The following is a 15,338-nucleotide window of genomic DNA, read 5'->3' as shown; positions in this document are numbered from 1 at the left end:
ATTGTATTGATCGCCCTGTCTACGATGCGGCCCATGCACATCGCCATCCTCACCTTCGAAGGCTTCAACGAGCTCGACTCGCTCATCGCGCTGGGCATCCTCAACCGCATCAAGACGCCGGGCTGGCGCGTGTCGATCGCCAGTCCCACCGCGCGCGTGCGGTCGATGAACGGCGTGGTGCTCGAATCGCAGGCGTCCCTTCGCGAAGCCGGCGAGGCCGATGCGGTCATCGTCGGCAGCGGCATGCAGACGCGCGAGGTGGTCGCCGATGCGGGCTTGATGGCGCAGCTGCAGCTCGATCCGTCGCGGCAACTGCTGGGCGCGCAGTGCTCCGGCGCGCTGGTGCTGGCCAAGCTGGGTTTGCTCAACGGCGTTCCGGCGTGCACGGACCTGACGACCAAGCCGTGGGTCGAAGCCGCCGGCGTTGCCGTGCTGAACCAGCCCTTCGTCGCGAATGGCAACGTCGCGACTGCCGGCGGTTGCCTCGCGTCGCAGTACCTTGCAGCGTGGGTCATTGCCCGCCTCGCGGGCGTCGAAGAGGCCCGCAGTGCGATGCACTACGTGGCGCCCGTCGGAGAAAAGGAAGACTACGTGGAGCGCGCGATGCGCAACATCACGCCGTTCCTGGAAGTCGCGCCCCTCGCCGCCTGAGGCCAGAGCCGCCCGGCGCGTACATTCGCGCGCATGGATACGCGATACCTGCAGAGCTTCGTCGCCGTGGTCGAACTGGGCTCGATGGCCGAGGCCGCGCGGCGGCTCGACCTCACGCCCGCCGCGATCGCCGCGCGCGTGAAGGCGCTCGAAGACGACATCGGCGTGCCGCTGGTGCAGCGCGCCGGCCGCTCGGTGCGTCCGACCGAGGCGGGCCTGAAGATGCTCGAGCGCGCGCGCAACGTGCTGCGCGACGTGCGCGACCTGCGCGCTGCCACCAGCGGCGGCGTCTCGCTCGGTGAGCTGCGGCTGGGCGTGTTCATCTCGGCGCTCACCGGCGTGCTGCCGCCGGTGCTCGAACGCCTCTACGCGCGCTTTCCCGATCTCTCGGTGTTCGTGGCGCCCGGCAGTTCGGTGGAACTGTGCCGGCAGGTGGCGAACGGCGCGCTCGATGCGGCCATCGTGGTCGAGCCGCAGTTCGCCGTGGGCAAGGGCTGCAGCTTCGAGACGCTGCTGGAGGAGCCGCTGGTGGTGGTGGCGCCCGAGGCCATGGCGCACCGCGCGGCGCACGAACTGCTGGCCGCCGAGCCCTTCATCCGCTACGACCGCTCGGTGCTGGGCGGACAGCTCGCCGACCGGTACCTGCGCGACCATGGCATCCGCGTGCGGCAGCGGCTGGAAATCGACAGCCTCATGGCCGTCGCCGCGCTCGTGGGGCGCGGCCTGGGCGTGGCGCTGCTGCCCGACTGGGCGCCGATGTGGCGCGCCGGCATGCAGATCGCGCGCGTGCCGTTGCCCGAGCGTGCGCCGGTGCGGCGCGTGGGCCTCATCTGGGCGGCGCAGGGGCCGCGCGCGGCGCTCGCACAGGCGCTGCTTGCGGAGGCGCGAGCCGTCTTCGGTTAGTCAGCGCGGCACCTTGCCGACGGTGTTCGGCGCGCGCAGGAAATCGAAGTCCACGCCCTTGTCCGCCTGCATCACCGTCTGCAGGAAGAGCTTCTTGTAGCCGCGGTCGGCGGTCGGCTCGATCACCACCGTTTCCTTCGCGCGGCGCGCAAGTTCCTCGTCGGACACCAGCAGCGAAATCTCGCGATTCGCGACGCTGAGCCGGATGCGGTCGCCGCTCTGCACATACGCCAGCGGCCCGCCGATGGCCGACTCGGGCGTCACGTGCAGCACGATGGTGCCGAAGGCCGTGCCGCTCATGCGGCCGTCGGAGATGCGCACGATGTCTTTCACGCCCGCCCGCGCGAGCTTGCGCGGAATGGGGATGTAGCCCGCCTCGGGCATGCCCGGTGCGCCTTTGGGGCCGATGTTCTTGAGCACCAGCACGTCGTCGGCCGTCACGTCCAGGTCGTCGCTGTCGATGCGCGTCACGAGGTCCTCGGCGTTCTCGAACACCACCGCGCGGCCTTCGTGCTCCATGAGCTTCGCGTCGGCCGCCGACTGCTTGATGATCGCGCCGCCCGGCGCGAGGTTGCCCCACAGCACCGCGATGCCGCCCTGCGGATAGATCGGCTGGCTCGCGGGCCGCACCACGTCCTGCTTGAAGCCCGGGCCGGCGCGTTCGATTTCTTCGCCGAGCGTGCGGCCGGTGACCGTGAGCGCGTCCAGGTGCAGCAGCGGCTTCAATTCGCGCAGCAGCGTCGCCATGCCGCCCGCGGCGTGGAAGTCTTCCATGTAGTGCTGGCCCGAGGGCTTCAGGTCGAGCAGCACCGGCGTCTCGCGGCCCATGCGGTCGAGCGCGTGCAGGTCGATGTCCAGGCCCATGCGCCCCGCGATGGCCGCCAGGTGCACGATGCCGTTGGTCGAGCCGCCGATGGCCAGCAGCACGCGCATCGCGTTCTCGAAGGCGGCGGGCGTGAGCACCTTGTCGATGGTGAGCCGGTCGCGCGCGATCTGCACCGCCTGCGCGCCGGTCTGCTCCGCGATGCGGATGCGGTCGGCCGTCACGGCCGGTGGGGATGCGCCGCCGGGCATTGTCATGCCCAGCGCCTCGGCGATGCAGGCCATGGTGCTGGCCGTGCCCATCACCGAGCAGGTGCCCACGCTGGCCACCAGCTGGTTGTTGACGTCGGCGGTTTCCTCGATGTCGATCTCGCCCGCGCGGTACTTGCCCCAGTAGCGGCGGCAGTCGGTGCAGGCGCCCACGCGCTCGCCGCGGTGGCTGCCGGTGAGCATCGAGCCGGTGATGAGCTGGATCGAGGGCAGCCCCGCCGAGGCCGCCCCCATCAACTGCGCGGGCACGGTCTTGTCGCAGCCGCCGATGAGCACGACGGCGTCCATGGGCTGCGCGCGCACCATCTCTTCGGTGTCCATCGACATCAGGTTGCGCAGGTACATGCTGGTCGGCGCGGCGAAGCTCTCGTGCACCGAGATGGTCGGAAAGTCCATCGGCAAACCGCCCGCGAGCATCACGCCGCGCTTGACCGCTTCGATGAGCTGCGGCGCATTGCCGTGGCACGGGTTGTAGGCGCTGCCGGTGTTGGCGATGCCGATCACGGGGCGGTCCAGCGCCGCGTCGGTGAAGCCCGCGCCCTTGATGAAGGCCTTGCGCAAGAAGAGCGAGAAGCCGCGGTCGCCGTAGCTGGTCAGGCCCTTGCGCATGCCTGCGTTGCTGTCGGGGGCGTTGTCGTCGGGCTCGAAAGGGGAATCTGGCATGGGTGGTCGTGGGGGGTTATTCGTCGGACTTGATATTGGACTCGGTGATCACTTTTTTCCAGCGCGCCACCTCAGCCTGGATCTGCGCGGCCGAGTGCGCGGGCGTGGTGGGCGGCGCCGCATACACGCCCTGCTTGAGCAGCATCTCCTTGGCCTCGGGCGACTGCACGACCTTGGCGAGCGCCTCGTTCAGCCGCGCGACGACGGCCGCGGGCGTGCCCGCCGGCGCGAGCACGCCGAAGGTGGAGCTCACCTCCAGGTTCGGCACGCCGGCCTCTATCGCCGAGGGCACGTCGGGCAGCATCGAGATGCGCTGCGGCGTGGCAACGGCCAGCGCGCGCAGCTTGTTCGCGGTGATGAAGGGTAGGGAGGCCGGCGCGGTCTCGACCATCGTGTTGACCTGCCCGGCGACCATGTCGGTCATCGCGGGGCCGCTGCCCTTGTAGGCGATGTGCGTCATGCGGATGCCGGCCTCGCGCTGGAAGAGTTCGGCCGCCATGCGCTGCGGCGAGCCCGCGCCCGAGGAGGCGTAATTCAGCTTGTCGGGGTTGGCCTTGGCGTAGGCGATGAATTCCTTCAGCGTCGTGGCGGGCACCTGCGGATTCACCACGATCACCAGCGGCACGGAGCCCACGACCATCACCGGCGCGAAGTCCTTCGTGAGGTCGTAGCGCAGGCGCCCTTTCTCCAGCGTCGCCATGGTCGCGTGCGAGGTCAGCGCGCCCATCAGCAGCGTGTAGCCGTCGGCCGGCGCACGCGCCACCGCCTCGGCGCCGATGTTGCCGCCCGCGCCGCCGCGGTTGTCCACCACCACCTGCTGGCCCAACTGCTCGCCGAGCTTGAGCGCGACGATGCGCCCGATCACGTCGGTGGCGCCGCCGGGTGGGTAGGGGATCACGAGCTTCACGGGCTTGTCGGGGTAAGCGGCCAGCACGGCCGGGGCGCATGCCGCGAGGGCTGCGGCCAGGCACGCCTGCAGCGCCCGGCGGCGCGGGAATCGGGGGGCTTTCATCTTGTGTTGTCTCCAGTTCGCTCTCGGTGCGCAGTGTTGCCCGTGGGGCGTGTGCGTTGAAGCGGCTGGGGCAAGGACACAAGATAAAGATTCTTGCGTGTGCGGTGGAAGCTAGCCGCCGGGCGCGCCCGTATCGCCGAGGGCCGCTTCGTACACCGCCAGGTCGGCGGGCGAGAAGCAGCAGAAGACGACCTCGCGCACGGACGGTGCCTCCTTCGCCGCGGCACGCACCGTGGCAACGGCGGTCTTCGCCGCCAGTTCGATCGGGTAGCCGTAGATGCCGGTGCTGATGCTCGGGAAGGCGATGCTTTGCACCCCCTGCGCTTCTGCAATCGCCATCGCGCGGCGATAGCAGGACGCGAGCAACTCGGGTTCGCCCGAAGTGCCGCCGCGCCACACCGGCCCGACCGTATGAATGATGAATTTGGCCGGCAGGCGGTAGCCCTTGGTCAGCTTGGCGTCGCCCGTCTTGCAGCCACCGAGCAGGCGGCATTCGTGCACGAGGTCCGGCCCGGCCGCGCGATGGATCGCGCCATCCACGCCGCCGCCGCCGAGCAGCGAGGAGTTGGCGGCGTTGACGATGGCGTCGACCTGCAGGGTGGTGATGTCGGCGCGGAGCGCGCGCAGCAAGAGGGTCATGGCGCGGCGGTCACTCGCGTTGCGACACGGCAAGCGTCTTGAGAAACGCGGTCGCCGCCTGGCGGTTCGATTTGCCCGCTCCTTGGGTCGCGATGGAAATGTGCACGTCGATCCAGGTGCCCGCGCGGACCAGGTGAGCCCGGATGTGCGAGTTGGAGATGGCCGACGTCGGTTGTTCGTAGAGCACCACCTCCCAGTCATCCACCTTGTCGAACGAGACATCGGTCGGCGCCGGGAGGCCGATTCTTTTCCAATCGACCTGATCGCCCTGCCAGGTGAACTCCAGGCCGTGGTACTGGACGGCCGGCTCGAACCAGCCCGAGATGGTCAGGCTGCGGGCCTCGTCGGAGAAATAGAAATACCTCGGGCTCTGCGTGGCGCCGCCCGCGTTCGGGTTGATCTGGTTGAGGCCGCGCGAAGGGATCGCAAGACTCAGCTTGCTGGCCGGCACGGTGAGCACATAGGCATCGCCCTGCCGGGCCACGGACAGGTAGGTGCTCTGCGGCTGTGCCATGGCCGCGGGCTGGAGCAGCAGCGCGATGACGGCCATCAGGAGCCGGCGAAGAATTCCCTGGGTGATCTGCATGGCGGTCGCTGGTGGTTGTGCGGTTCTGCGTGTGCGAGGCACGCATCCTAAATGCGGCGGCGACCTGGGCTTGGCGGCATGCAGCAGTCGGGCAAACCCGATTACCACCTTTGTTTCAAATCCTTACGATCCGTTCGCCGGGATTTTTCCGCGGTGGCCGACCGGTGCTCTGGCGCGCAATTTGCACTGTGTTGACCTTCTCAAACCGAGGGAGAGAGAGTTCATGAAAAGCTTCTTGCCGTGGCGCCGGGCTGGCGTCCTGCTGATCGCGCTGGGTGGCGTCGTCGCGAGCGCGGCCGCCCAGGCCCAGGTGCTGCAATTCAAGTGGGGCCATGTCTTCGAGCCCGGCAGCATCTTTCACCAGCAGGCGGAGCTGGCGGCGCGCAAGATCGGCGAGCAGTCCGAGGGCAAGATCAAGATCGAGGTGGTGCCCTCGTCCAAGCTGGGGCAGGAGGGCGATTTCGCGCTGATGCTCGCCAACGATTCCATGCAGATCGCCTACGTCGGGCAGGCCACGCTGGCCGAGGGCTATCCGCCGCTGCGGCTCGGGAGCTACCCCTTCGCCTTCAAGGACCTCGCCCACATGCGCAAGTACCTCGCGAGCCCGCTGCTCGCGGAACTGATGAAGGGCTACGACGAGAAGAGCGGCAACCACATGGTGGCGCCGGTGTACTACGGCGCGCGGCAGGTCACGTCGAGCAAGCCATTGCTCAAGCCCGAGGACTTTCGCGACCTGCGCCTCTATGTGCCCGATGCCTCGGCCTACCAGCTCTTCGCCACCGCGCTGGACGCCAAGCCCATCACGCTGCCCTTCATGAGCCTCTACGGCTCGCTCAAGAAGGGCGAGGTCGAAGCGCAAGAGAACCCGCTCGGCACGGTGAAGGACAAGCGCCTCTACGAGGTGCAGAAATACGTGCAGCTGACCGGCCACATCTACGACACGCTGGGCATCGTCATCGGCAAGGCGGCATGGGCAAAGCTCACGCCGCAGCAGCAGGCGATGGTCGAGAAGACGCTCGTGGAAACGGCCAAGTGGACCAACGTCGGCGTGATCGCCGGCGAGCTGGAAGACGAGCAGTTCCTGCGCGGCAAGGGCATGACCGTCTCGCCGGTCAACCGGCAGGCGTTCCTGGAGCGCATCGCCAAGCGCTCGACGCCCGAGCAGTTCGGCGCGCGGCCGGGTGATTACGCGAAGCTGCAGGCGCTCGGCGGGGCGAACTGATCGGTCTTCTCCGCCTCAACGGTTTCCGAACGAATTGACATGCACCTCGACGATGTCGACGTATTCGGGCAGCTCCAGCAGAAACTCCTCATCGCGCGCGAGCGGCGCCACGCGCAGCGGATCGCCGCCGCGCCTGGCGTGCATCGCCTGCATCTCGTCGATCGAGCGCCAGAACGACACGGTGCGGAATTCCGCCACGTTGCCGTTGAGCTTGCGAAAGTACTGCACGCCGAGGCAGTCGGGCTTCTTCGCGATCTCCGCGATGCCGTGCTCGACGCTGTAGCGCAGGTACTCGTCCGCGCGCGCAATCGGCGTGCGGCCTTCCCAGATGCGCCCGACGAGCGGGGTGGACAGGAGCTTGCATTCGACGGCCATGGGGTTTCCTTTCGATGTGCCGGTGAACATCGTCGGAACGCTGGGCCGTTTGGCGCGGCCGGTGCGTAGGAGCCGGCCAACGCCGGCTGCAAGCCAAGCGCGGCGTCAGGGCTGGAAGGCGGGGAGCAGGGCGCGCGACAGATCGGCCACCAGCGTCTCGCGCTGCGGCGAGGGGCGCCAGAAGCTGCGCGTCGCGATGCCGCTCTGTTCCCATTCGGGATGGTTGCGCGCGGGCTGCGCGCCGCGCACCGCGACTGCCGCGGCTGCCGCGGCGGCCGCGGCGCGCGTGGGCGCGTCGCCGTCCTCGGGCATTCCGGAGGCCTGGGCGCTGATGCGCTGCGTCGCCGCATGCCCGCGCTGCTCCAGCGCCTGCGTGAGCTTGAGCTGCCAGGCCACCAGCGTGAACAGCACGCCGTCTTCCACCGTGACCTCGTGCACGTCGCGCAGCTTGTTCGCGAGCTTGCGGCCCAGCGGCCCCCAGCCTTGCGACACCGCGCCGCCGATGGCGCCGCCCAATGCCGCGCCCGCGCCGAGCGAAATGCCCGCCACCGCGAGGTCGGCCACCACGCCCACCGCGGCGCCGATGACGGCGCCCTTGCCCAGGCGCAGGCCCGCGTCCTTCATCGCTTCGGGGCTGAAGAAGTCGAGCGTCCAGCGGCCTTCGATCGCCTGCAGCGGCGCCTCGTCGGCATCGCCCTGGCGAAACCCGTAGAGCGCGAGCAGGTCGTCGGTGCAGCGCTGGGCCTTGTCGAACACGGTCTTGCGAAGGGCGGCGACGAGGGCTTCGCGCCGCGCCGTGTCGGCGAATTCGGTGGCCGACACGGTGCGGCGGATCGCCGCCGCATCGACCAGCAACCCGGCGATGCGCGTGCAGGCGGACCGGCGGCGCTCGGCGGCTTCGCCATCGAGAAAATCGGCCACGCCCCGCAACTGGTCACGGCGCTCGCGCAGCAGCGTGGCGAGGTCGTTGTAGAGGTCGCGCTCGGCGCCGACGAAAGGCGCCGCTGCATCGAAGCGCACCTGCACGTGCAGGCCGTAGGCCGAGAGCAGCTCTTTCCACGCGGGCTCGCGGCTGGCCGCATCGCGCACGAAATTGAGCACCGGCAGCACGGGGCGCGCGCAGGCGTTGAGCAGCTCGATCTCGTCGCGGAATTTCGGCAGCACCGGCTCGCGCACGTCGATGACCAGAAAGGCCGCGTCGATGTCGAGCATCGTGCGCAGCACCTTGGCCTCCTGCTCGAACACGCCGTGGGCTTCGGGTCCCTGCAGGAACTGGCGGATGCGCTCGGGCGGCGTGGCCCCTGCGTCGAAGCCCGCGAGGTGCTCGCGCAGCGCCATCGCGTCTTCCAGGCCCGGCGTGTCGAAGAAGCGCACGGCGGCCGCGCCGTTCACGTCGAGATCGGCTGATTCGACATGGCGCGTGGTGCCCGGGCGCTGCGACACCTCGCCGAAGTCGACGCGCCGCGTGAGCGTGCGCAGCAGCGAGGTCTTGCCCGCGTTGGTGTGCCCGACGACGGCGATGCGGATGGCGGCTTCTTGCGTCATGGCGTGGGGTCCAGCGCCTGCAAGGCGGTGTCGAGCCGGTCGCTGGCCGCTATGCGTTCGAGGCCGGTGTCGCGCAGCCAGTCGGTCCAGCGGGTGATCGCATCGTCGCTGGTCGCGCTGGCCAGCCAGAGCCGGCATTCGCCGCAATGCGCGAGCACTTCGCGCAGGAACCGTTCGGTGCCGCGGTCGGGGCTCGATGCGGCGTGGCACACCAGCAGCACGGCGCGCGGACGGGCCAATGCCAACTGGTCGAGCAGCGCGCGGCGGGCGGGGGCGCTGCCGTCGATGCGCAGCACTTGCGTGGCATCGGCGGGCAGGGCTGCGGGCGGCCAGGGCATGTCGGGCGGCAGCTCGAAGCCGATGACGAAGAGCGCGTCCTGCAGTTCGGAGGGCGCCGGCCGGGCGGGCGCGGCGCCGCGCGTGCGCCCCGGGTCGGCATCGACGATGGCGGCCGGCGCGAGTGCGGCGAAGCGCGCGAGCAGCTTGCGGTAGTAGGGCTCGCTCCAGTCGGGCTGCAGCGCCTTGCGGCGGCTGCGCCAGACGGCGGCGCTCAACAGCACGAGCGCCAGCCGCGGCAACAGGCCGTAGACCACGATGCAGCCGGTCAGCCACATCGCCCAGGTGCGCTGGCCTGCGGCGCCGGGCGAGGCGGAAAGCACGGTGGCCGCGTCGGGCACCGGAAAGCCCAGCTGCGACGGCGCCCAGCCCAGCACCTGCACCGCGCGCACGAAGAAGGCCGGATCGAGGATCGTCGTCTCCCAGCTCAGCGTGTAGCTGCGAAAGGCCAGCGCGAACAGCATCGCGGCCAGCACCACGGCGAACGACAGCGACCAGATGCCGTGGCTCACGAGTCCGAAGGCCCACGGCAGCAGCCGGGCGCGTGTCAGGAGACCGGTGGTCGCGCGCACCAGCAGCGGTGCCTGGCCGCGCCTGCCGCCCGCCACGCGCGCGCTGAGCGACAGCCAGATCCAGCCGAGCGACGCGGTGCCGAACGCGCCCGCCGGCAGCCACAGGCCGGCAAGCCACAGCAGCAGCGTGAGCGCATGCAGGCCCAGCAGACTCACGAGCGCGACGATCACGTTGATGTGCCGCTCGCCACCGCCCACCACATTGCCCGCGAGGCCCAGCCCCGCCACGACGATCAGCGCCACCAGCGCGAGCAGCACCCAGGGCGCCCACTGGCGTGCGCGCGTCATTTCGGATTGGAGCCCGATGCGCTCGCCCAGCTGCAGGGCGCGTTCGGTGATGCGGGCTTGGCCGTCGCTCGCACGCGAGGCGGCGGTGCGCAGGGCCTCTGCGTCGTCGAGCGGACCGCGCTCTTCGGTCCATCGGATCGCCTCGGTGATCACCGCATCCGGAAAGGCAGGTTCGCGCAACGCGGTGTTGATCAACAGGGTCCTTCTCGCAAGTGGCCGGGTCGTGCCCCGCGGAGTGCCGGGGCGCGGGAATTATGCCCGGCGCCTTGCGAGCGGCCATGAGAAACGGGGCCGCATGCGGCCCCGTTCTCGAAGGGATGTCGGATCGAAAAAAGCGCGGTGCGTTCTCAGCGAAGGCCGAAGAACGACAACACGGCCACAACGACCACGACCAGACCGACGATATAGATGATGGAATTCACGCGAGGACTCCTCGTTGATTGGGATGAATCAAGGATCGGGCTTCGGCGCCGCGGCCGATGTCGGCGGGAGGCGGCGGGTGCTGTAGGACTCGCGAAGCGCACCGGCCATGACAAATCTCCGGTTTGGGCGGCTTTGTCAGCGCGCGCCGGCAGATGTGACCATTGTTTGCAATGCGCGGCGCGCATCCACGCAAGACTCGGGCGCTTCCAGAAAGCAGAAAGCAGAAAGGCCCAGCCATGCGACCTTCGGAGCAGTCGTCCTTCACAGGCACCCACCCCGCGCACCCCGGCGCCCGTTCGCCCCGGCCGGCCGATGCCCCGGCCATGCACCCCAACGCGCAGCTCCTCCCCACGCTGTTCGACCGCCTGCGCGACGAGGCCCCGAGCCGCGAGAGCGAGCTGCCCGCCGAGTACGCGGTAACGCCCGCGCAGATGCGCGGCATCGTGCAGCGCGACCTGGCCTACCTGCTCAACACCACCAACGCCGAAGACCTGATCGACCGCACGCGCCATGCCGAGGCGGCGTCCTCGACCATCAACTTCGGCGTGCCGCCGCTCGCGGGAAGCTACCTGTCGGAGCGCAAGTGGGCGGACATCGAACGCATCATCCGCCGCGCCATCCAGGACTACGAGCCGCGGCTGATCACCGAGACGGTGACGGTCGTGCCGCTCATGAAGGAGGGCGGCGCGGCCGGTGACTACAACGTGCTGCTGTTCGAGATCCGCGCGCTGATCCACCTGAGCCCTTACCCGCTGGCGTTCACGGTGCAGAGCGCGGTCGATCTGGAAACCAACCGCATGCGCGTGATCTCTTCCGCGCGCTGATCCTTTCATCACAACAACAGACTTCATTCAGGGAAAACACGCCACCATGGACCCGCAACTCCTCGACTACTACAACAAAGAGCTGGTCTACATGCGCGAGGCCGCGAGCGAGTTCGCCGCCTCGCACCCGAAGATCGCAAGGCGCCTGGGCATGCACGGCATCGAGGTGGCCGACCCGTACGTGGAGCGGCTCATCGAGTCGTTCAGCTTTCTCTCGGCACGCATGCAGATCAAGCTGGACGCGGAGTTCCCGCGCTTCACGCAGCGGCTGCTCGAAGTGCTGTACCCCAACTACCTGAGCCCCACGCCGTCGATGGCGGTGGCGCAACTGCACCCGAGCGTGAAGGAGGGCGACTTCACGCGCGGCTTCGCGGTGCCGCGCGGCACGGCCTTCCATGCGCGCGTGCCGGCGGGCGAGGAAACGCCTTGCGAGTTCCGCTCCAGCCAGGACGTGACGCTGTGGCCCATCGAGATCGTCGATGCGAAGCTCACCGGCGCGCCGCCCGACATTCCCGCGCTGGAGCGCTACCTGCCACCGCACGTGCAGGTGACGGGCGCGCTGCGCCTGAAGCTGCGCACCGTGGGCGAGATGGGCTTCGGCGCGCTGGTCGGGCTCGACCGGTTGCCCATCTACCTGCGCGGCAACGAGCACGTGGCCTCGCACCTGTTCGAGCTGCTGCACACCTCGGCGGTCGCCACCTTCGTCGGCGAGCCGGGCAGGCTGATGGAGCGCCCGCATGTGGTGACCGACGGCGCGCTGGTGCACGAAGGACTCGCGCCGGGGCAGGGGCTGCTGCCGCTCGCGTGGAACACCTTCCATGGGCACAACCTGCTGCACGAATACTTCGCGTGCCCCGAGCGCTTCTATTTCTTCACGCTGACCCAGCTGGCGCCGGGCCTTGCGCGCGTGCAGGGCAAGGAGGTCGAGATCCTCGTGCTGCTGAGCAAGCCGCCGGGGCCGCTGGGCGCGCTGGTCGATGCGGGGCAGTTCGCGCTCTTCAGCACGCCGGTGGTCAACCTCTTCGAGCGGCGCACCGACCGCATCGAGCTCAACGCGGCGCAGCCCGAGTTCCACCTGGTGCCCGACCGCTCGCGGCCGCTCGACTTCGAGGTCTATTCGGTCCAGCGCATTGCGGGACAGCAGGCGCAGACCACGGCCGAAATGGAGTTCCGCCCGCTCTACCAGACGCTCAATGAAGACGAGGGCAACCACGGCCGCTATTTCTCGGTGCGCCGCGAGCCGCGGCTCGTGTCCGACACCGCGCGCAAGTACGGCACGCGCACGCCGTACATCGGCACCGAGGTGTTTCTTTCGCTGGTCGACCAGCACGAAGCGCCGTATCCGGAGAGCCTGCGCTACCTGTCGGTGAAGGCGATGCTCACGAACCGCGACCTGCCCTGCCTGGTGCCGCGCAACGGGCATTCGGATCTGGCGGTGTCCGACTCGATCCCGGTGTCGGCGGTGGGCCTGATCCGCCCGCCGAGCACGCCGAAGTCGCCGTTCGCGCAGCGCGAGATCGCATGGCGGCTGATTCGCCAGCTGGGCTTCAACCACCTGCCGCTGGCCGACATGCCGCACCGCGAGGGCGCGCAGGCGCTGCGCGACATGCTGCGGCTGTTCGTCTCGGCCGACAGCGACGTGCTGCGCCGGCAGATCGACAGCCTCGTGGGCTCGCGCATCGAGCCGGTGACGCGGCGGCTGCCGGGCTCGGGGCCGCTGATCTACGGGCGCGGCGTGCAGTGCACCCTGAGCGTCGATGAAGAGGGCTTTTCGGGCACGAGCCCGTACCTCCTGGGCGTGGTGCTGGAGCACTACCTCGCGCGGCACGTGAGCATCAACGTGTTCACGCAGACGACGCTCGAATCGATGCAGCGCGGCACGGTGGCCAGGTGGCCCGTGCGCATGGGCGGGCGCGGGATCGTCTGATACCTAGTGCGTTTGAAAAGATAAAACCGTTCACGCTGAGCTTGTCGAAGCGCCGCGCGAGGCTTCGACAAGCTCAGCCCGAACGGTTTTTGTGGATTGACGGCCAACTCGAGTCAGGACGGGTCAGCGTTTCTTGACGGGCCCCAGCGCCTGTTCGACCAGCCAGCGCATGGCGGCGCGAACCTCTTTGGCATCGGCGCCCGCGTCGATTTCCAGCGCGGCGCGGTCGAAGGCGGCCGACAGCAGCTGCGACAGCGCATCGACGGAGACTTGGCCGCGTCCCATGCCGGCGCGTTTCAATCCCTCGCGCAACGACTGCGCCGCGTTGGCATCGTCGATCGCCATGGCCTCGGCCATGCCCAGCACGGCCGGGCCGTCGACCAACAGGAGCCGCGTGCGGCCCGGCACGGTCATGGCGTCCAGGTAGGCCTCGCTGCCCTGGAGCAGCGCCTCGCGCGGGCCCAGCCGCTCGGGCGTGGCGGCCTCGATGTCGGCCGCCACCGCCATCGCCTCGCGCGCGAGCACCTGCCGGAACAGGTCGCGCTTGTCCGCGAAGTGGTGGTACAGCGCGCCGCGCGTGATGCCCGCGGCCTGCGCGATCTCGGGGGTGGAGGTGTCGCCGTAGCCCTTGCTGACGAAGAGCGCGCGGGCGGCTTCGATCAGTGCGAGCTGGGTGGTTTCGGTGCGTTCGCGGTTGGTGGCCATGGGAGGTAATTTACATGCAGGCTGTCTGTAGGTTAATATTCAACTTACGTACAGACTGTATGTTTTATGAAAGGACCTGTCCCATGCTGCCCATGAAAGTCACGAGCTACTACCCCGTCGTCATGACCGAAGACGTGGCTGGCACCGCCGCCTTCTACCAATCGCACTTCGGCTTCGTGCCGCTCTTCACCAGCGACTGGTACGTGCATCTGCAACTGGAGGGCGAGCCTTCGGTGAACCTGGCCGTGCTCGATGGCCGCCACGAGACCATTCCCGCGCCCGCGCGCGGCCAGGTCGTGGGCGGGCTGCTGCTGAACTTCGAGGTGGACGACCCCGATGCTGTTCACGACCGGCTGAAGGCGGCGGGCCTGCCGATCCTGCTGCCGCTGCGCGACGAGGCTTTCGGCCAGCGCCACTTCATCACGCGCGATCCGAACGGGGTGCTGATCGACATCATCAAGCCGATCCCGCCGAGCGGGGAGTTCGCGGCGCAGTACGAGGCCGGCGCGCTGCCGGCCTGATACAGAGGGGACAGAGGGCGGCCGCTACCGCGTTACCTCATCTCCGCGCGAAGCTCCCGCACGCCGCGGCCGAGCTTGCGGCGAAGGAGATTCCGCAAGGTCGAGGCATCGGCATAGCCGACCGCTGCCGCGATCGCCTCGAGGTCGCCGCCGGACGCCACGAGCTGCTTGGCGTGCTCGATCCGCAGGTCCTGGAAGAACGCGAGGGGCGACTTGCCCAGCACCGCTTCCATCCGGCGCTGCAGCGTGCGCGGATGAACGTGCAATGCGTCCGCGCACGCCTGCAGCGAGAACCCTTGCGCGAGGTGCTCGCGCGACCAGCGCTCGAACCGCGCCATCAGCGGATCGGCATGGGCCACGAAGTCCGGAATGATGTACTGCGCCTGCGACGAGCGGCTGTCGACCAGCATCAGCCGCGCCACGCGCGCCGCCAGCTCGGGGCTGGCCTGCCGCACCAGCCAGAGCGCCAGGTCGAGGTGGCCCATCATCGCGCCCGCCGTCACCACCCCGCGCGATGTGATGACCATGCGCGAATCGTCCAGCTTCACTGCTGGATAGCGCTGGCGGAAGAGGGGCGCGAGCGACCAGGTCGTGGTCGCGTCGCCGTGGTCCAGCAGCCCCGCGTCCGCGAGCAGGAAGGTGCCGATGCAGGCGGCGGCGATGCCGATGCCCTCCGCATGCCAGGCGCGAAGATGGTCCTTGGCTTCGCACACGTCGCGCCGCGCCAATGCTTCCACGAGGCTCGCGGGCTGCTTGGCATTCAGCGCCGGCACCACCACCCAGTCGGGCCGCCCGAGCGCGCCCGCCGGCTCGACCATCGTGGTGAACCCCATGGCCGTGCGGATGCGCCTTCTGACGCCGACGAGCCGCACATCGAATGGCGGTGACGCTGCCCCTTGCAACATGGCCAGTTCGTTCGCCGTGGCGAAGGTGTCCAGCAGCGCAGTGATGCCGGTGTCGAACGCGCCGTCGAGAGCGAGGATGCAAAGCTTCATGTCGTGAATCGCACCAAAGATGTCGTTTGCGACTGTAGCCCAGTGCGGCCCCGCTGCCT

The 15,338-nt window shown here is 69.1% G+C and carries 15 protein-coding genes; 6 read left to right on the top strand and 9 right to left on the bottom strand.

Annotated elements, in window-relative coordinates; genetic code table 11:
• The first annotated feature begins 33 nt into the window (after positions 1-33).
• Both ACZYRS_RS21195 and ACZYRS_RS21190 read left to right on the top strand, forming a co-directional pair.
• On the top strand, positions 34-651 hold the full coding sequence (locus ACZYRS_RS21195; RefSeq protein ID WP_463420837.1) for a DJ-1/PfpI family protein: 618 nt from the start codon (positions 34-36) through the stop codon (positions 649-651).
• A gap of 33 nt (positions 652-684) precedes the next feature.
• Positions 685-1,554: a LysR family transcriptional regulator gene (locus tag ACZYRS_RS21190; RefSeq protein ID WP_463420836.1), complete on the top strand. Its 870-nt coding sequence runs from the start codon at positions 685-687 to the stop codon at positions 1,552-1,554.
• On the opposite strand, the gene ACZYRS_RS21185 is transcribed toward ACZYRS_RS21190, so the two are convergent.
• The 4 genes from ACZYRS_RS21185 to ACZYRS_RS21170 form a co-directional block, all read right to left on the bottom strand.
• Complete coding sequence (locus tag ACZYRS_RS21185; protein ID WP_463420835.1) at positions 1,555-3,309, bottom strand: IlvD/Edd family dehydratase; 1,755 nt, start codon at positions 3,307-3,309, stop codon at positions 1,555-1,557. It abuts the gene before it with no gap.
• Positions 3,310-3,325: 16 nt separating this feature from the next.
• Entirely contained in the window at positions 3,326-4,321 is a 996-nt protein-coding gene (locus tag ACZYRS_RS21180) for a Bug family tripartite tricarboxylate transporter substrate binding protein (RefSeq protein ID WP_463420834.1), read from the bottom strand.
• Between the two features lie 111 nt (positions 4,322-4,432).
• On the bottom strand, positions 4,433-4,960 hold the full coding sequence (locus ACZYRS_RS21175) for an O-acetyl-ADP-ribose deacetylase (RefSeq protein WP_463420833.1): 528 nt from the start codon (positions 4,958-4,960) through the stop codon (positions 4,433-4,435).
• Positions 4,961-4,970: 10 nt separating this feature from the next.
• Positions 4,971-5,546 carry a hypothetical protein gene (locus ACZYRS_RS21170; RefSeq protein ID WP_463420832.1) on the bottom strand — a complete coding sequence of 192 codons (576 nt, stop codon included), beginning with the start codon at positions 5,544-5,546 and terminating at the stop codon, positions 4,971-4,973.
• Between the two features lie 223 nt (positions 5,547-5,769).
• Here ACZYRS_RS21170 and ACZYRS_RS21165 point away from each other — a divergent pair, with 223 nt between their 5' ends.
• Positions 5,770-6,768: a sialic acid TRAP transporter substrate-binding protein SiaP gene (locus tag ACZYRS_RS21165; RefSeq protein WP_463420831.1), complete on the top strand. Its 999-nt coding sequence runs from the start codon at positions 5,770-5,772 to the stop codon at positions 6,766-6,768.
• A gap of 15 nt (positions 6,769-6,783) precedes the next feature.
• Here the strand turns inward: ACZYRS_RS21165 and ACZYRS_RS21160 are convergent, their stop codons facing one another.
• The 3 genes from ACZYRS_RS21160 to ACZYRS_RS21150 form a co-directional block, all read right to left on the bottom strand.
• Positions 6,784-7,143 (bottom strand): hypothetical protein, encoded by a 360-nt coding sequence (locus tag ACZYRS_RS21160; protein WP_463420830.1) that lies wholly within the window; start codon positions 7,141-7,143, stop codon positions 6,784-6,786.
• A gap of 105 nt (positions 7,144-7,248) precedes the next feature.
• Entirely contained in the window at positions 7,249-8,688 is a 1,440-nt protein-coding gene (locus ACZYRS_RS21155) for a GTPase/DUF3482 domain-containing protein (RefSeq protein WP_463420829.1), read from the bottom strand.
• Complete coding sequence (locus ACZYRS_RS21150) at positions 8,685-10,079, bottom strand: DUF2868 domain-containing protein (RefSeq protein ID WP_463420828.1); 1,395 nt, start codon at positions 10,077-10,079, stop codon at positions 8,685-8,687. The genes ACZYRS_RS21155 and ACZYRS_RS21150 overlap by 4 nt, the downstream gene beginning before the upstream one ends.
• Before the next feature lie 464 nt (positions 10,080-10,543).
• Between ACZYRS_RS21150 and tssE the strand changes: the two genes are divergently transcribed.
• The gene (gene tssE, locus ACZYRS_RS21145) at positions 10,544-11,131 is read left to right on the top strand and encodes a type VI secretion system baseplate subunit TssE (protein ID WP_463420827.1); all 588 of its coding nucleotides are present in this window, start codon (positions 10,544-10,546) and stop codon (positions 11,129-11,131) included.
• 46 nt (positions 11,132-11,177) lie between these two features.
• Entirely contained in the window at positions 11,178-13,058 is a 1,881-nt protein-coding gene (tssF, locus tag ACZYRS_RS21140) for a type VI secretion system baseplate subunit TssF (RefSeq protein WP_198784454.1), read from the top strand.
• Positions 13,059-13,181: 123 nt separating this feature from the next.
• Here tssF and ACZYRS_RS21135 read toward each other — a convergent pair whose 3' ends face one another.
• Positions 13,182-13,763 carry a TetR/AcrR family transcriptional regulator gene (locus tag ACZYRS_RS21135; RefSeq protein ID WP_463420826.1) on the bottom strand — a complete coding sequence of 194 codons (582 nt, stop codon included), beginning with the start codon at positions 13,761-13,763 and terminating at the stop codon, positions 13,182-13,184.
• A gap of 92 nt (positions 13,764-13,855) precedes the next feature.
• On the opposite strand from ACZYRS_RS21135, the gene ACZYRS_RS21130 reads away from it, so the two are divergent.
• The gene (locus ACZYRS_RS21130; protein ID WP_198784900.1) at positions 13,856-14,284 is read left to right on the top strand and encodes a VOC family protein; all 429 of its coding nucleotides are present in this window, start codon (positions 13,856-13,858) and stop codon (positions 14,282-14,284) included.
• 32 nt (positions 14,285-14,316) lie between these two features.
• Here ACZYRS_RS21130 and ACZYRS_RS21125 read toward each other — a convergent pair whose 3' ends face one another.
• Positions 14,317-15,279 (bottom strand): GlxA family transcriptional regulator, encoded by a 963-nt coding sequence (locus ACZYRS_RS21125; protein WP_463420825.1) that lies wholly within the window; start codon positions 15,277-15,279, stop codon positions 14,317-14,319.
• Positions 15,280-15,338: the final 59 nt, after the last annotated feature.

Source organism: Variovorax sp. AC194, from assembly GCF_979257995.1.
This window is presented reverse-complemented; position numbering and strand designations above follow the sequence as displayed.